15 protein-coding genes are annotated in these 16,399 nt (G+C 70.9%); 11 read left to right on the plus strand and 4 right to left on the minus strand.

Annotation, left to right across the window (positions count from 1 at the left end; genetic code table 11):
* Positions 1–71: 71 nt before the first annotated feature.
* The 5 genes from HZF19_RS12645 (at position 72) to HZF19_RS12665 (ending at position 4,095) form a co-directional block, all read left to right on the plus strand.
* A complete protein-coding gene (locus HZF19_RS12645) occupies positions 72–1,028 on the plus strand; it encodes a PhoH family protein (protein WP_235979986.1) in 957 nt (318 codons plus the stop codon).
* Positions 1,029–1,059: 31 nt separating this feature from the next.
* Positions 1,060–1,623 carry an rRNA maturation RNase YbeY gene (gene ybeY / locus HZF19_RS12650; protein WP_208029155.1) on the plus strand — a complete coding sequence of 188 codons (564 nt, stop codon included), beginning with the start codon at positions 1,060–1,062 and terminating at the stop codon, positions 1,621–1,623.
* Positions 1,620–2,921 (plus strand): hemolysin family protein, encoded by a 1,302-nt coding sequence (locus tag HZF19_RS12655; protein WP_208029156.1) that lies wholly within the window; start codon positions 1,620–1,622, stop codon positions 2,919–2,921. Before ybeY ends, HZF19_RS12655 begins: the two co-directional genes overlap by 4 nt.
* A gap of 11 nt (positions 2,922–2,932) precedes the next feature.
* The gene (gene era, locus HZF19_RS12660; protein WP_208029183.1) at positions 2,933–3,757 is read left to right on the plus strand and encodes a GTPase Era; all 825 of its coding nucleotides are present in this window, start codon (positions 2,933–2,935) and stop codon (positions 3,755–3,757) included.
* A 110-nt stretch (positions 3,758–3,867) separates the two neighbouring features.
* The gene (locus tag HZF19_RS12665; RefSeq protein ID WP_208029157.1) at positions 3,868–4,095 is read left to right on the plus strand and encodes a hypothetical protein; all 228 of its coding nucleotides are present in this window, start codon (positions 3,868–3,870) and stop codon (positions 4,093–4,095) included.
* Between the two features lie 45 nt (positions 4,096–4,140).
* Here the strand turns inward: HZF19_RS12665 and HZF19_RS17215 are convergent, their stop codons facing one another.
* Together HZF19_RS17215 and HZF19_RS12675 are read right to left on the minus strand one after the other, a co-directional pair.
* Entirely contained in the window at positions 4,141–5,709 is a 1,569-nt protein-coding gene (locus HZF19_RS17215) for an ATP-dependent DNA helicase (protein WP_208029158.1), read from the minus strand.
* Between the two features lie 51 nt (positions 5,710–5,760).
* Positions 5,761–6,054 (minus strand): DEAD/DEAH box helicase, encoded by a 294-nt coding sequence (locus tag HZF19_RS12675; RefSeq protein ID WP_208029159.1) that lies wholly within the window; start codon positions 6,052–6,054, stop codon positions 5,761–5,763.
* 32 nt (positions 6,055–6,086) lie between these two features.
* Between HZF19_RS12675 and uppS the strand changes: the two genes are divergently transcribed.
* A complete protein-coding gene (gene uppS, locus HZF19_RS12680) occupies positions 6,087–6,851 on the plus strand; it encodes a polyprenyl diphosphate synthase (protein ID WP_208029160.1) in 765 nt (254 codons plus the stop codon).
* Positions 6,848–7,564 carry a DNA repair protein RecO gene (gene recO / locus HZF19_RS12685; RefSeq protein WP_208029161.1) on the plus strand — a complete coding sequence of 239 codons (717 nt, stop codon included), beginning with the start codon at positions 6,848–6,850 and terminating at the stop codon, positions 7,562–7,564. The genes uppS and recO overlap by 4 nt, the downstream gene beginning before the upstream one ends.
* 19 nt (positions 7,565–7,583) lie before the next feature.
* On the opposite strand, the gene HZF19_RS12690 is transcribed toward recO, so the two are convergent.
* The gene (locus HZF19_RS12690) at positions 7,584–8,615 is read right to left on the minus strand and encodes an RDD family protein (protein ID WP_208029162.1); all 1,032 of its coding nucleotides are present in this window, start codon (positions 8,613–8,615) and stop codon (positions 7,584–7,586) included.
* Positions 8,616–8,740: 125 nt separating this feature from the next.
* Here HZF19_RS12690 and HZF19_RS12695 point away from each other — a divergent pair, with 125 nt between their 5' ends.
* Together HZF19_RS12695 and ppdK are read left to right on the plus strand one after the other, a co-directional pair.
* Complete coding sequence (locus tag HZF19_RS12695; RefSeq protein WP_268962918.1) at positions 8,741–10,090, plus strand: glycine--tRNA ligase; 1,350 nt, start codon at positions 8,741–8,743, stop codon at positions 10,088–10,090.
* 73 nt (positions 10,091–10,163) lie between these two features.
* Positions 10,164–12,794 (plus strand): pyruvate, phosphate dikinase, encoded by a 2,631-nt coding sequence (ppdK, locus tag HZF19_RS12700; protein WP_208029163.1) that lies wholly within the window; start codon positions 10,164–10,166, stop codon positions 12,792–12,794.
* A gap of 11 nt (positions 12,795–12,805) precedes the next feature.
* On the opposite strand, the gene HZF19_RS12705 is transcribed toward ppdK, so the two are convergent.
* Complete coding sequence (locus HZF19_RS12705) at positions 12,806–13,246, minus strand: hypothetical protein (RefSeq protein ID WP_208029164.1); 441 nt, start codon at positions 13,244–13,246, stop codon at positions 12,806–12,808.
* A 98-nt stretch (positions 13,247–13,344) separates the two neighbouring features.
* Between HZF19_RS12705 and dnaG the strand changes: the two genes are divergently transcribed.
* Both dnaG and rpoD read left to right on the plus strand, forming a co-directional pair.
* Positions 13,345–15,114: a DNA primase gene (gene dnaG, locus HZF19_RS12710; RefSeq protein ID WP_208029165.1), complete on the plus strand. Its 1,770-nt coding sequence runs from the start codon at positions 13,345–13,347 to the stop codon at positions 15,112–15,114.
* Positions 15,111–16,382: an RNA polymerase sigma factor RpoD gene (gene rpoD / locus HZF19_RS12715; RefSeq protein WP_208029166.1), complete on the plus strand. Its 1,272-nt coding sequence runs from the start codon at positions 15,111–15,113 to the stop codon at positions 16,380–16,382. Before dnaG ends, rpoD begins: the two co-directional genes overlap by 4 nt.
* Positions 16,383–16,399 lie beyond the last annotated feature (17 nt).

A 16,399-nucleotide genomic window follows, 5' to 3' on the forward strand; every position in this document is an offset into this window, starting at 1 on the left:
CCCGGGCAGGCACCCCGACGGGGTAGGGGTGCGGCAGCGGGGGCCGGCTGGCCGTACGCTGGATGGCGCACATGGCAGACACGCAGGTCAAGATCAACGTCCCCGGCAACCACCTCATGGTCGGCCTGCTGGGCACCCGGGACGAGCTGCTGCGACTCGTCGAGACCGCCTTCCCCGGTGCCACCGTGCACGTGCGGGGCAACGAGATCACCGTCGACGGCGAGCACGCCGAGCAGGTGGGCCGGCTCTTCGAGGAGCTCGTGGTGCTGCTCCAGCAGGGCCACGTGCTCGAGCCCGCAGGGGTGCTGCGCAGCATCGACATGGTGAAGGCCGACGAGCGCCCCTCGGAGGTGCTGGCAGCGGAAGTCCTCCGCTCGGCCCGGGGGCGCAGCGTGCGACCCAAGACCAGCGGTCAGCGCCGCTACATCGACGCCATCCGCGCCAACATCGTGACCTTCGCCATCGGCCCCGCGGGCACCGGCAAGAGCTGGCTGGCGGTGGCCATGGCCGTCCAGGCCCTCCAGACCAAGCAGGTCGACCGCATCATCCTCACCCGCCCTGCCGTCGAGGCCGGTGAGCGCCTGGGTTTCCTCCCCGGCGATCTCATGGCGAAGGTCGACCCGTACCTCCGCCCGCTCTACGACGCGCTCTACGACATGGTCGAGCCGGAAGGAGCCCAACGGCTGCTCGAGCGGGGAACGGTCGAGGTGGCTCCACTCGCCTTCATGCGGGGCCGCACCCTCAACGACAGCTTCATCATCCTCGACGAGGCCCAGAACACCACGCCCGAGCAGATGAAGATGTTCCTGACCCGCATCGGCTTCGGCTCGAAGGCGGTCATCACCGGTGATGTGACCCAAGTCGACGTGCAGGGCGGTCGCAGCGGCCTTGCGGGGTTGGAGGAGGTGCTGGGCGACATCGAGGGTCTGGCGTTCGTGCACCTGTCGAGCCGTGACGTGGTCCGTCACCGGATCGTCCAGGACATCGTCAACGCCTACGCCGCGGCCCGGCCCCGGGGCGATGGCTGAGGGGCCTCCGAGTCGCCAGGCCCCTCGCCGGGTGGGCCCCGGCGAGGGGTCGGTCACGGTGTTCCTCGCCGACGAGCGCGGGGAGCAGGGAGGCGGGCCGCCGATCGACGCCGCCCGCTGGATCACCCTCGCCGAGCGGGTCCTGGCGGAGGAGGGCGTGCGGGGCGAGGCCGCGCTGTGGGTGCTGGTCGTCGACGAGACCACCATGGCGCAGCTCAACCAGCAGTTCATGGGGGCCTCCGGTCCGACCGACGTGCTGGCGTTCCCCATCGACTTCGCCGACGCGGCGCGGCTCGAGCCGGGTCGGGCGCCCGACGGGGGCGGCGAAGGCCCCTCCCGGCCGGAGCGGAGCCCTGATGACGTGCCGCTCATGCTCGGCGACGTGGTCATCTGCCCCTCGGTCGCCGCTCGCAACGCGCCCGAGCACGCCGGCAGCGTGGGCGACGAGCTCGCGCTCCTGCTGGTCCACGGCATCCTGCATCTGCTGGGGTACGACCACGCCGCCGAGGAGGAACGCGAGACCATGCAGGCTCGCGAGCGCGAGCTGCTGGAGCGGTTCCACGGCCCGTTGGGCCGCGATCCATGGGGCTCATGACGCTGGCCGTCGAGCTGACCGGAGCCGACACGGCGATGATCGCCGCGATCGTGGTCCTGCTGCTGACCTCGATGTTGCTGGCCGTGGCCGAGACCGGGCTCACCCGGATGTCGCGATCCAAGGCCCAGGCCCTCGCCGAGGAGGGTCGCCCGGGTGCCGACCGCCTGCTCGCCCTGGTGCGCCACCCCGAGCGGTTCCTCAACCCGGTGTTGCTCGCGGTGCTGGTTTGCCAGCTCCTCCAGGCCACCCTGACCGGTATCGTCGCCAACCACCTGTTCGGGCCCCTCGGCGTGGCCGTCGCGGTCTTCTTCAACGTCGTGGTGGTGTTCGTCCTCGCCGAAGCCGCTCCCAAGACGTGGGCCATCCAGCATCCGGAGCGGGCCGCGCTGCTCTCGGCCCGGCCGATCTCGGCGCTGGTCGCGTTCTGGCCGCTCCGGCTCCTGTCGCGGGCGCTGATCGGGCTGACCAACGTGATCCTCCCCGGCAAAGGGCTCAAGGAGGGCCCGTTCGTGTCCACCGAGGAGCTGCTGGCGATGGCCGACGCGGCCGTCGAGGGGGAGGTGATCGAGGCTGAGGAGCGCCGGCTCATCGAGCAGATCATCGAGTTCGGGGACACCATCGTGCGGGAGGTGATGGTGCCCCGGCCCGACATGGTGGCCGTGCCGGCGGAGCTGCGGGTCCCCGACGTGATGGAGGTGGTGCTGCTCAACGGCTACAGCCGCCTGCCGGTGTTCGAGGAATCCATCGACGACATCGTGGGCATCGTCTACGCCAAGGACCTCATGCGTGCCGATCGCGACGGGCAGGCCGACCGCGAGGTCGGCTCGCTGGTGAGGCCCGCACACTTCGTGCCCGAGACCAAGCGCATCTCCGAGCTGCTCGCGGAGATGCAGGCCGAGCAGTACCACATGGCGATCGTGGTGGATGAGTACGGCGGCACCGCGGGGCTGGTGACCTTGGAAGACCTCATCGAGGAGCTCGTGGGCGAGATCGTCGACGAGTTCGACCGGGAGGAGCCCATGATCGAGCCTCTTGCGTCCGGCGGGGTCCGGGTGAACGCCCGCATGGCGGTCGACGAGGTCAACGACCTCCTGCATGCCGACCTGCCGGAGGGCGACTGGGACTCCATCGGTGGGCTGCTGCTGCACCTGCTGGGTCACATCCCGGTGAACGGCGAGTGCGCGCAGGCCGACGGGTTCACGTTGCGGGCCGAGCGGGTGCAGGGACGGCGCATCGGGCGAGTACGCATCGAGCCCATCCCGGCCGCCACCGAGCCGACCGGGCGGGCCGAGACGTGAGATCAGGGTTCGTGACCCTGGTGGGCCGGCCGAACGTCGGCAAGTCCACGCTGCTCAACCGGATGCTCGGGACCAAGGTGTCGATCGTGTCCGACAAGCCGCAGACCACTCGCACCCAGGTCCGGGGGGTCCTCAACCGGCCCGGCGCGCAGATCGTGTTCGTCGACACTCCCGGCATCCACAAGCCGCGCACGCCGCTCGGGGAGCGGCTCAACGTCACGGCCACCTCCGCGATCGGCGACGTTGACGTGGTGTGCCTGGTGGTCGACGCCACGGCGACGATCGGACCGGGCGACCGGTTCATCGCCTCCCGCGCTCCCGCGGACGCGGTCGTGGTAGTGAACAAGATCGACGTCGCCAGCCCCGATCAGGTGATCGCGCAGCTGGCCCGGGCCGCGGAGCAGCTCGACCTGTCGGAGTACTTCCCGGTCTCGGCCCACACGGGTGAAGGGGTCGACGCGCTCGTCGATCACCTGGTGGAGCGCCTGCCGGAGGGGCCGCAGTACTACCCCGACGACATGGTCACCGACGTACCGGAGGCGTTCTGGGTGGCCGAGCTGGTCCGCGAGCAGCTGCTGGCGGTCACCCACGACGAGCTCCCGCACTCGATCGCCACCCGGGTGGTCGAGTGGGAGTGGCCGCGGATCCGAGTGGAGATCCTGGTCGAGCGGGACTCCCAGAAGGGCATCGTGATCGGCCGGGGCGGGTCGGTGCTCAAGAAGGTGGGCACCGCGGTGCGCGAGCAGCTCCCCCCGGGGGCCTACCTGGAGCTGTTCGTGAAGGTCGAGAAGGACTGGCAGCGCCGTGATCGGGCCCTCGACCGGCTGGGATTCTGACCGGGGACCGGCGCCGATTCGACACTGGGTAGCAGGATCGGGCTAGTTTGACGCGAGATCGCAAGACTTCCTGCAGTCATCTGCAGTGACGAACCTCTAGCTTCGGACTCATGCCTGACGAACGCCGCGCCATCCACGCATACCTGACTGCAGAGAGCCACGACACCTGGCACCGGGTCGCCGAGGAGTCCGGGGTTAGCCTCTCGGGGCTGCTCGAGGCCCTCGCCGCCGACATGTCCTCGAACCCCCCTGACGGGGGTGGTCACCCCCGGTGGAACGAGGTGGTGAAGGACGCGCGGCGCATCGACGCTCAACGTCGCCGCCGCAGCCGCACCTGAACCACCTGAACGATCTGAACCCCTGGTGGCAGACGGCAGGTTCGATCACCGCCGGTCGGCGGGCGTATCGAGCGCTCGGAGGAAGCGCTCCGCCTCCGCTCGGTCGCGGGTTCGCCGCATCGGGGGCAGGGCGCGGATGATGTCCCACCGGTAGCGCTGATTGGTGGCCAGGCGCGGGTCGAGCACCGCCACCACCCCCCGATCGCGGCGCGACCGGATCAGCCTCCCCGCCCCTTGGGCGAGCAGCGTGGTCGCCCGCGGCAGGTCGACGATCCGGAAGGCGTCCGCCCGTGCCTGTTCCCGTCGCGCCTGCAGGAGCGGCTCGTCGGGCCGCGGGAACGGGATGCGGTCGATGGTGACCAGATTGAGCGACGGTCCGGGCACGTCGATGCCCTGCCAGAACCCCATGGTGGCGAACAGGCAGGTGGCCGGATCGGTGGCGAACCGCTCGATCAGCAGGGGCTTGGGTAGGTCGTCCTGCACGAGCAGCGGATGGGCGATGCGCGGCCGCAGAGCGTCCAGCGCGGCGTGCATGGCCCGGTAGCTGGTGAACAGCGCGAGCGTGCGTCCCCCCGCGGCCTCGATGAGCGCCGCCAGCTCCTCGTGGGTCGCGGCGTCGAACGCCTCCGAGCGGGGGTCGGGGAGCCCCGCGGCGCAGTACAGCAGCGCCTGCTCCTCGTAGTCGAAGGGGCTGCCCACGTCGAGCTCGTCGTAGGTGCCGGGGTCGAGCCCGATCCGTGCCGGCAGACCGATAGGGATGGTGGCGCTGGTGAGCACCGCGGTGGTGCGAGCCCACAGGCTCGCCCGCAGCACCTGACCCACGTCGATGGGTGCGACCTTGAGTGTCACGGCGCGCTCGTCGCCCTCGACCCAGGCGACGTCGCTCGATGGGACCACGAGCGCGCCGGCCAGGTCGTCTGCCAGCGATCCGGCGGCCTTGAGGGCCCGCTGCTTGCGAGCCGCCACGTCGGTGGACCGGTCGTCGTCGATCGCTCGGAGGGCCTCGATCACCCGCTCCACCCGGGTGCGGGCCAGGGTAAGCGCGCCGGACAACTCTGGGTCGAGCGGCCCTCGCAGGCGCCGTCCGGTGTGCTCGGCGAGCGCGGTGCGGAGCCGGTCGCCGGACCCGTCGAGGTCCGCGACGAGCTGCTCGTCATCGACGATGGCCCGGACCGCCCGAGCCAGGGCGGTGAACCGCCCTGCGGTCAACTCCAGCCCGGAGGTGGCGGAGATGGTGTCCTCAAGCTGGTGTGCCTCGTCGATCACCACGATCTCGTGGTCGGGCAGCACCCCACCACCGCTGGCCAGGTGCAGCCCGTAGAGGTGGGTGTTGACCACCACCACGTCGGCCGCGGCCGCCGCGGCTCGGGCCCGCTCGGCGAAGCAGTGCTCGCCCTGCGGGCAGCGGCGGGCACCGGGGCACTCGCGGGGACCGACGCTCAGCGCTGCCCACACCCTCGGCGAGGGCTCCCACGCCAGATCGGCCCGATCGCCCGTGGCCGTCTCCTCCGCCCAGGCCGCTAGGCGGGCCACGTCGCCGTGCGGGAGCGCCTGGTCGGCATCGAAGCCGTCGAGCGCCTGCTGCCGTTCACGGGACTTGAGCTCGCAAGTCACCTCGGTCAGGCGCTGTCGGCACAGGTAGTTGGCCCGCCCCTTCAGGACCGCTTACGAGAAGGGACGCTCGAGGTGCTCGGCCAGGAACGGTAAGTCCTTGCCGGCGAGCTGCTCCTGCAGCGCCTTGGTGGCGGTGGCGATCACCACCCGCCGACCGCTCTCGAGGGCCGGGACCAGGTAGGCGAGCGACTTACAGGTGCCGGTGCCGGCTTGCACGATCAGGTGCCGCCCGGTGTCGAGGGCGCCCGCCACCGCCCGAGCCATCTCCAGCTGGCCCGGGTGGTGCTCGCTACCGGGCAGCGCAGCGGTGACGTGGCGCAGGACGTCGTCGATGGTCCGCGGCACCTCCTGATCCTCGCGCGGCGATCCGGCGGGGCATGCCGGGAGCGGCGGAGGCCGGGGGGTATCGTGCCCGCGTGGACGTTCCCGGCATCGACGCACGCGCCGTTCCAGCGCACGTCGCCATCGTGATGGACGGGAACGGCCGGTGGGCGCAGCGTCGTGGCCTCAAGCGCACCGAGGGGCACGCCGCCGGCGAGGAGGCCCTGTTCGACACGGTCGAGGGCGCGCTTGAGCTGGGCATCGGCTGGCTCACCGTCTATGCCTTTTCCACCGAGAACTGGAAGCGCCCCGCCGACGAGGTGCGCTACCTCATGAAGTTCAACGAGTCGCTCCTCGTGCGCCGCCGGGACGAGATGCACGAGCGTGGCGTGCGCATGCGCTTCGTGGGCCGGCGTGACTGGCGGGTGCCCCGCCGGCTGATCCGGCGCATGGACGAGGCCATCGAGCTCACGCGGCACAACCGCACCATGACCTTCACCATCGCGTTCAACTACGGCGGTCGGGCGGAGATCGTCGACGCGGTGCGGGCGATCGTCGCCGAGGGGGTGGCGCCCGAGAAGATCGACGAGCGCACGATCCGCCGCCACCTCTACGACCCGGAGATGCCCGATCCCGACCTCATGATCCGCACCTCCGGGGAGTACCGCATCTCCAACTACCTGCTGTGGGAGATCGCCTACAGCGAGCTGGTGTTCACCGACGTGCTGTGGCCGGACTTCCGCCGCAAGCACCTCTTCGACGCGGTGCGCGAGTACCAGCGGCGGGAGCGCCGCTTCGGGGGCATCGAGGCCGGCACGTGAACCTCTACCGCGACACCGCGGTGGTGCTGCGCACCTACAAGCTGGGCGAGGCCGACCGCATCGTCGTGCTCATGACCCAGGGCCGGGGCAAGGTGCGCGCGGTGGCCAAGGGGGTGCGCAAGACCAGGAGCAAGTTCGGGGCCAGGCTGGAGCCCACCAGCCACGTGGCGATGCAGCTCTACCAGGGGCGGGAGCTCGACATCGTCACCCAGGCGGAGTCCATCGACCACTTCCGGTCGATCCGTGACGACCTGGACCGCATCGCCAAGGCTTCGGCGATGCTGGAGGCGGTCGACCAGCTCTCTCAGGAGGGAGAGCCGAACCCGCAGCTGTACCAGATGTTGCTGGGCGCGCTGCGGTCGCTGGCCGCGCAGGACTCGCCGCTGGTGGTGCCGGCGTTCTTCCTGAAGGCGCTGGCGCTCGAGGGGTACCGGCCGGTGGTGGAGCACTGCGCGAGCTGCGGTTCCGAGGGCCCGCTGGTGGCGTTCGACCTGGGCGAGGGCGGGCTGCTCTGCCAAGGGTGCCGGCGGGGCCAAGCGGTGTCAGCGGAGGCGGTGGCGCTGCTGGAGCAGGTGCTCGGCGGGCAGCTCGGCGCGGCGCTCGCTACCGCACCGTCGGCGGCCACGCACGAGATCCACCACCTCGCCACCCGGGCCCTCGAGCACCATCTCGAACGCCGTCTGCGATCGATCACGCTGCTCGACCGGGCCTGACCGCCCGGGTGGGACCCGATCAGGACAGCGGCTTCCACTCCCCGGCGGCATCGTCGTAGGTCAGCCAGCGTTGCCCGTCGGGATCCCACTGCACGTAGGCGTTGCGCTGGGTGTCCCACTGTGGCCCCGAGACGCCGGGCTGCGGGCTCTCGCCGACTGACGTCGGCGCCTCGGGCGTCTCGGATGGCTCGGATGCCTCGGGCGCCGGCCCACCCGGGGCGGCCCAGCCGGACGGCTCCGCGGGAGGCGGAGCGGCGGGCGGGGTGGGGCCGGCCGGCTCCGATGGTGGGGTCGCGGGTGGGGCCCAGCCGGCAGGCGGAGGCGGGGTGGAGGCCGCGCCCGGCGGTGGCGGGGCCGCGAACCCGCTCGGGGGTGGCGGGGTGGGGGCGCCGGCGGGCGCCGGGGGCGCGTACCCGGGAGCGGGGGGAACGTACCCGGGAGCGGGGCTCCCGGCTCCGGGGATCACGATGGGTGCGCCCTTCGCCGAGGCCTTGACCACGTAGGTCTTGGCGGCCATGTCGCCCACTCGCCGGTGGCCCTTCGTGACAAAGATGGTGATCAGGCCGACCACCGGCACGAGGGGCATGAGGCAGAAGGGCACCGCGTCGACGATGCCGGCGATGCCCCGGAGGAGCTGCTTGCCGAGGCCTGGGGATCGACCCTGTTCGTTCACGGTGCGGATCCCCACCACGAGCTTGCCGATCGTGGCGCCGGTGAGTCCTTGCAGCAGCCACATGACCACGATCAGGTAGCCCGCGGCGGCGGCGTTGGCGATCACGAACGCGTTCTTCTTCATCACGAACGTGTCGTAGCTGACCTGGCCGTCGGCGTCGGTGCTCTCCGCCCGGGTGCAGAAGTAGCTGTCGTCGATCTCGCCGCTGCGCTTCAGGTTCGTGCAGGTCGGCCCGTCCGTGTAGGTGGTGAAGTCCGCAGTGGCGAAGAAGAGGATGCCGGGGATGATCGAGAAGAACAGGACCCAGTCGACCAGGTAGCCGACGATGCGCCGGCCGCCCACGGCGGTCGGGTCCCCTGCGGGTAGGTGGGTGGTCACGGCGGCATCCTCCTCGCTCCAGGTGGGCTCCCAGCCCTGGGCTCGCGACATTGTTGCCCAACCCGCGGGCACCGTGTCGGGATACCGGGTCGAGCCGGTGGAGGCCGCCACTAGGCTCGTCTGCCATGCCCGATGCTGCCGATGTCCCGGTTCCGGTCGAGGTCCCCAACGACGCCACCCTGATGGACAAGATCGTGAACCTCTGCAAGCGCAGGGGCTTCGTCTTCCCGTCCGCCGAGATCTACGGGGGGTTCCGGTCGACCTACGACTACGGGCCGGTCGGGGTGCTGATCCTGCGCAACGTGAAGGACGCCTGGTGGAGGTCGATGGTGCAGCTGCGCGACGACATCGTCGGCATCGACGCTGCCATCCTGTCACCCCCGGCCGTGTGGGAAGCCTCGGGGCACCTGGCCAACTTCACCGACCCGCTGGTCGACTGCAAGAACTGCAACGAACGGTTCCGCCTCGACAAACTCGACGACCCCGAGACCTGCCCGAACTGCGGGGCGAAGCACTCCTTCACCGAAGCTCGCCAGTTCAACCTCATGTTCAAGACCTATGCGGGGCCGGTCGAGGACTCTGCGGCCGAGGTGTACCTGCGCCCCGAGACGGCACAGGGCATGTTCGTCGACTTCGCCCAGGTGTTGCAGACCAGTCGCAAGCGACCGCCGTTCGGCATCGCGCAGGTCGGCAAGTCCTTTCGCAACGAGATCACGCCGGGCAACTTCGTGTTCCGGACCCGCGAGTTCGAGCAGATGGAGATGGAGTACTTCGTCCCGCCCGAGGAGGCCTCGCAGTGGTACGAGTACTGGTGCCGCGAGCGGCTCCGGTGGTACCTGGAGCTGGGGATCCCCGAGGAGAAGCTGCGCCTGCGGGCCCACGACCCCGACGAGCTCAGCCACTACTCGAGCGGTACCTCCGATGTGGAGTTCCTGTTCCCGTGGGGCTGGGACGAGCTCGAGGGCATCGCCAACCGGGGGGACTACGACCTCACCCAGCACTCGAAGCACTCCGGCGAGCGGCTCGACTACTTCGACCCGGCGACCAACACCCGCTACGTCCCGCACGTGATCGAGCCCGCAGCCGGCGCGACCCGCACCATGATGGCGTTCCTGCTGGCGGCCTACGACGAGGAGCTGGTGCGCGGTGAACTGCGCACGGTGCTGCGTCTCCATCACCGGCTGGCGCCCTACAAGGTCGCGGTCTTGCCGCTGTCCAGGAAGGACTCCCTCACCCCGGTGGCCCGCGAGGTCCTGGCGTTGCTGCAGCCGGAGTTCATGTGCGACTACGACGAGACGCAGGCCATCGGCCGCCGCTACCGCCGCCAGGACGAGCTCGGCACGCCGTTCTGCGTCACCGTGGACTTCGAGACCCTCGACGATCGGGCGGTGACGGTCCGCGAGCGCGACTCGATGCACCAGGACCGGGTCGCCATCGACCGCCTGGTGGGCTACCTGCACGAGCGCTTGCGTTGAGGGGTGGCGGCGCCGCTCCGGCCGTCGCCGTGATGGCTCGGTAGGCTCCGGCGCGAGGCACCCAGGAGCTCCCATGGCGCTGGTCTACGCGTTCGACTTCCCCCACGATGCGTCCCCCAGGGCGCTGGGCGAGCTCCTCGGGGGCAAGGGCGCGAACCTGGCGGAGATGACCTCGGTGTTGCGGCTGCCGGTGCCGCCGGGCTTCACCATCACTACCGACGCCTGTCGGGAGTACCTGGCGAGCGGGTGGCCGAGCGGGCTGGACGGGGCGGTGGCCGAGCACGTCGAGCGACTCGAGGTGGCCCTGGGCAAGCGGCTCGGCGACGCCGGTGACCCGTTGTTGGTCTCGGTGCGCTCCGGGGCCAAGTTCTCGATGCCCGGGATGATGGACACGGTGCTGAACCTGGGGCTCAACGACCGTTCGGTCGAGGGCCTGGCGACCCAGACCGGCGACGAGCGGTTCGCGCTCGACTCCTATCGCCGTCTCGTAAGCATGTACGGGCGGATCGTGCTCGGTGTCCCAGCCGACCACTTCGACCTCCAGCTCGACGAGGTGAAGGCACGAGTGGGCGCGAGCGATGACGGGCAGCTCACCGCGGATGCGCTGGCCGACATCGTGCAGGCTCACCTGCGAGCGGTGGAGGCCTTCACCGGCGAGCCCTTCCCGCAGGACCCCGCCACCCAGCTGCGGGGCGCGATCGAGGCGGTCTTCCGATCGTGGCTCGCGCCCCGAGCCGTTCGCTACCGCCGCCGCGAGCAGATCCCCGACGACCTGGGCACCGCGGTCAACGTGCAGGCGATGGTGTTCGGCAACCGCGGTGACGACTCCGGCACCGGCGTGGCCTTCACCCGTGACCCCTCGACGGGCGAACCTGAACCCTACGGCGACTTCCTCGTCAACGCGCAGGGCGAGGACGTGGTGGCGGGTACGCGCAACACGTTGCCTCTCGCGGCGATGGCCGAGCGGTTCCCGTCGCAGCATGCCCAGCTGCTGGAGATCTTCGATCGTCTCGAGCGCCACTACCGCGACATGCTCGACACGGAGTTCACGATCGAGCAGGGCACCCTCTGGATGCTCCAGGTCAGGGTGGGCAAGCGCACCGGCGCGGCGGCGTTGCGCATCGCGGTCGACCTCACGACCGATCCGCGCCTTCGCCTCTCACCCCGAGAGGCGATCTTGCGGGTGCGGCCGGAGCACCTCGACCAAGTGCTGCACCCTCATCTCCAGCGCACGCGGGCCACGCCGCTCGGCACCGGTGTGCCCGCCTCCCCGGGGGCCGCGGTCGGGTGCGCGTACTTCGACCCGGACCGCGCCGCCGACGCAGCCGATCGGGGAGAGCGGGTGGTGCTGGTCCGCCCGGAGACCTCCCCGGAGGACGTGCACGGCATGATCGCCGCCGAGGGCATCCTCACGTCCCGGGGAGGCATGGCCAGCCACGCGGCGGTCGTGGCCCGCGGTTGGGGCAAGCCCGCGGTCTGCGGCGCGGAGTCCCTGACCGTGGGCCCGGACTCGTTCACCACCGCGGATGGCACCGTGGTACACGAGGGCGACACGATCTCGATCGACGGCTCGACCGGTGTGATCTACCTCGGTGAGGTAGGCCTGGTCGAGACCGAACCGCCCCCGGAGCTGGAGGTGGTGCTCGGGTGGGCGGACGAGTTGCGTGCCGGTCGGCTGGGCGTGCGAGCCAACGCGGACACCCCCGACGACGCGGCCCGCGCCCGGGCGTTCGGTGCCGAGGGCATCGGTCTGTGTCGCACGGAGCACATGTTCCTCGGTGAGCGCCTGCCGGTGGTGCGGCGCATGATCCTGGCCGACACCCCCGACGAGGAGGCCGCGGCGCTGGCTGAGCTGCTGGAGGTGCAGCGCGCCGATTTCGTCGCCCTGCTCGAGGCGATGGACGGGCTGCCGGTCACGGTCCGCCTGCTCGACCCACCGTTGCACGAGTTCCTCCCCTCGGTGGACGAGCTGCTCGTGCAGCAGGCCCGTGGGCTGCTCCCGCCCGAAGGCGAGGCGTTGCTGGCCGCGGCGTCGAGGTGGCGGGAGCAGAACCCCATGCTCGGCACCCGGGGGGTGCGCCTGGGCATCGTGAAGGCGGGCTTGTACCGGATGCAGGTCCGCGCGCTGGTCGAGGCCGCGCTGGTGCGCCGCGATGCCGGGGGTGACCCGAAGGTCGAGGTCATGATCCCGCTCGTGTCGACGCTCGCCGAGCTGGAGCTCACCCGCCAGTGGGTGCTCGACGAAGTCGTGCAGGTGGCAGGGGAGCGCGCCGCGGAGCTCGGCGTCCTCGTGGGCACGATGATCGAGACCCCGCGGGCCGCCCTGCGCGCCGGTGAGCTGGCGCAGGTGGCGGAGTTCTTCTCCTTCGGCACCAACGACCTGACGCAGATGACGTTCGGGTTCAGTCGGGACGACGTGGCGCCGGTGCTCGAGCGCTACCTCGAGGAGGGGTTGCTGACGGTCGATCCATTCGCATCGATCGATGAGCCGGGCGTGGGTGAGCTGGTTCGCACCGGGGTCGAACGAGGGAGGCTGACCCGGCCGGACCTGAAGACCGGGGTGTGTGGCGAGCACGGCGGCGACCCGCGCTCGATCGCGTTCTTCGAGTCGATCGGCATCGACTACGTCTCGTGCTCACCGTTCCGGGTGCCGGGCGCGAGGCTGGCCGCCGCCCAGGCGGTGGTGGCACGCGCCGAGCCGTGAGGCGCGGCCAGTCACCGGTTGAGGTCGTAACCGCCGCAGTTCTGGAACACCCAGGCCGTCACGTTCTGGCTGGCGGTGCTGAACGCGCTCTGCTCCGGCAGGTTCGTCGTGTCGCCGGTGGCGATGGCGTCGAGTACCTGACCGACCGTGTGCACGTCGGCGGCGATCGCGGCCGGAGGCGGCACGTCGATCGCGGTATAGGCGTTGGCGATCCGCGCCGCGGCAGCTCGGTCGACCACGTCGCCGGTGGCGGCGCTGCGGTCCGCGTCCGACTCGAGGTGCCATCGGATGACGGCGTCGCACCACTCGCGGTCAGATCCCTGCGCTGCCATCCCGTCCGGCGCGGCGTCGCCGGAGGAGCAGGCGGCGATCGCGAGGCCGACAGCGGCCAGTAGCCCGGCCGCGATCAGCCGCTGTGGTCGGAGCCGGGCGGTGGGGGTCGAGACGTCCACCACAGCCGCGGCAGTCTAGGAGTCCGGCCGGTCTGGAGCCGGCCGTCCGCTGCTACCGTGCCCCCGGTGAGGCCCGAGGCCCTGAGCGGGAGCTGATCGTGGCGATCGTCGACGAGGACATCGCCAGGGTTCGTCAAGCGTCCGACATCGTGGCGGTGATCGGCGAGCACGTCTCGCTCCGCCGGGTGGGGATGCGCTGGCAGGGCCTGTGCCCCTTCCATGCCGAGAAGACGCCGTCGTTCTCGGTCAACCAGGCCGAGGGCCTCTACTACTGCTTCGGCTGCCAGGCCCGTGGGGATGTCATCACCTTCGTCCGGGAGGTCGAGCACCTCGATTTCGTGGCCGCGGTGGAGAAGCTCGCCGGGCGGGCCGGGATCAGCCTGCGCTACACCGACGAGGGTGAGAGCGAAGGTCGTCGCCGCAAGGCGGCCCTGCTCGATGCGGTGGCGAAGGCGGTCGACTGGTACCACGAGCGCCTGTTACGAGCGCCTGACGCGGCGAAGGCCCGTGGGTACCTGCGCTCACGGGGGCTCGACGGCGACGATGTGCGCCGGTTCCGCCTCGGTTGGGCCCCGGACGGCTGGGACGAGCTGGCCAGGGCCCTTCGCCTGCCCGACGAGGTGTTCGTGGAGTCGGGGTTGGGGTTCCTCAACCGCCGCAACCGGCAGACCGACGCGTTCCGCGGCCGGGTCCTCTTCCCGATCTTCGATCCGCAGGGCCGCCCGGTGGGCTTCGGCGGCCGGATCCTGCCCGGGGGCGAGGGCCCCAAGTACAAGAACTCGCCCGAGAGCGCGGTGTACGCCAAGAGCAAGGTGCTCTACGGGCTGCACTGGGTGAAGTCGGAGATCGTGGCTGCCGATGAAGCCATCGTGTGCGAGGGCTACACCGACGTGATCGGCTTCGCCAAGGCGGGCCTGCCGCGGGCCGTGGCCACCTGCGGAACCGCCCTCACCGAGGACCACGTACGCCTCCTGCGCAGCTTCGCTCGCCGGGTGGTGCTGGCCTTCGACGCGGACGCCGCGGGCCAGAGCGCCGCCGACCGGTTCTACGCCTGGGAACGCGCTCACGATCTCGACGTGGCGGTGGCGGCCCTGCCGGCAGGGGTCGACCCGGCCGAGTTGGCGATGTCCGATCCCGCCGCGCTGCGATCGGCAGTGGAGACGGCGGTGCCGTTCCTCGGGTTCCGGGTGAACCGGGCGCTCGCCGCTGGTGACCTGTCGACCGCGGAGGGCCGGGCGAGGGCCGCGGAGGCGGCCATGGCCGTGATCGCGGAGCACCCCAACGAGCTGGTGCGTGATCAGTACGTCATGGAGGTCGCCTCCCGCTGCCGGGTCGACCCCGAGCGGCTGCGAGCCGGCTTGGGCGCTCCCCGGCGGGGCAAGGTGGTGCGGGTGGCGGGGTCGCACACCACCTCCCCGGTGTGGCGCGAGGGTCCCGAGCTGGAGGCGCTGCGGCTGCTGATCCAGCACCCCGACGGCATGGCCCCGTGGCTGCACGAGTCGTTGTTTGGCGATGACCTGACCCTCGCCGCCTACCGCGCGCTGCGCGACGCGGGCTCGGTGCGGGAGGCACTGGAGCACACCGACCCCGGCGCGGCCGAGCTGCTGCAGCGGCTGGCGGTCGAGGAGTCCGAGGCCGAGGTGCACGACGTGGCGGCCAGGCTGGTCGAAGCCTCGTCGGCGCGGGCACTCGTCGACCTGCAGGCCCGGGCCCGAGCCGCGGTCGACGAAGAAGCGTTCGCGGCGCTCTCCCGGGAGATCGCGTGGCTCAAGTTGCGGATCGAGGAGCTCCGTGAGGCGCCCAGCAGGGTCGAGGCCGCGGAGCAGTTGCTAGCCTGGCTCACAGATCAGCCCGAGGAGCACGAATGAGCGAAAGCGGTTCGACGCTCTCTGCTCTGGCGGGGGCAACGGGCGAGGACGTCCAGCGGCTCCTCGACCGGGGCCGTCGCCAGGGGACCTTGACCCAGCACGACGTGGTCGACGCCCTCCCACACGTCGAGCTCACGGCCGATGCCATCGAGCGTGTGCGGTCACTGCTGCAGGACGCGGGCATCGGGTTCGAGGAGCCCGAGCTGCAGACGGTGATCGTCGAGGACCCCGACGACCACTTCGACGACGAGGACGGCGATCCCGCGCTCCGCCATCGTTCCCGTCTGCGGGCGGTCGCGTCGCGCGACGCACTGCGCATGGGGCCCTCCGCGGGCGGGTCGTCCGATCCGGTGCGGATGTACCTGAAGGAGATCGGGCGGGTGCCCCTGCTGTCGGCGGCCGAGGAGGTCACGCTGGCCAAGTGCATCGAGGCGGGCATGAAGGCGGCCGAGCGGCTGGCCGATCTGGAGGCCAGCGGCGAGCTGGACTCGCTCGATCCCGCGGAGCTGCGCCGCTTGAACCGGCTGGTGCAGCGAGGGGAGCGGGCCAAGTCCGAGCTCACACAGGCCAACCTGCGGCTGGTGGTGTCCATCGCCAAGCGCTACGTGGGCCGGGGCATGTTGATCCTCGACCTGATCCAGGAGGGCAACCTCGGGCTGATGCGGGCGGTGGAGAAGTTCGACTACACGAAGGGCTTCAAGTTCTCCACGTACGCCACGTGGTGGATCCGCCAAGCGATCACCCGGGCGATCGCGGACCAGGCCCGCACCATCCGCATACCGGTGCACATGGTGGAGTCGATCAACAAGGTCCACCGGGTGCAGCGGCAGATGATCCAGGAGCTGGAGCGGGAGCCGACGATCGAGGAGCTCGCGGAGAAGGTCGACATGACCCCGGCGCGGGTCCGGGAGATCATGCGCATCTCCCAGGATCCGCTCTCGCTCGACTCCCCGGTTGGGGAGGAGGACGACTCCAACCTGGCCGACTTCATCGAGGACCAGCAGGCCGAGGCCCCCGCCGAGATGGCGGCGAAGATGATGCTCAACTCCGCGGTGGAGGAGGCCTTGCAGGAGCTCAACGAGCGCGAGAAGGCCGTGGTCCGCATGCGTTTCGGCCTCGACGACGGCCAGGCCCGGACCCTCGAGGAGGTGGGGCGCGAGTTCGGTGTCACCCGCGAGCGCATCCGCCAGATCGAGTCGAAGACCCTCGCCAAGCTCCGCCACCCCCACCGCAGCCAGAAGCTGCGCGACTACCTCGACGGCGAGTAGCGCTCCTCCCTATTCGC

Source organism: Rhabdothermincola sediminis (assembly GCF_014805525.1).
GTDB classification, from domain to species: domain Bacteria; phylum Actinomycetota; class Acidimicrobiia; order Acidimicrobiales; family Acidimicrobilacustridaceae; genus Rhabdothermincola; species Rhabdothermincola sediminis.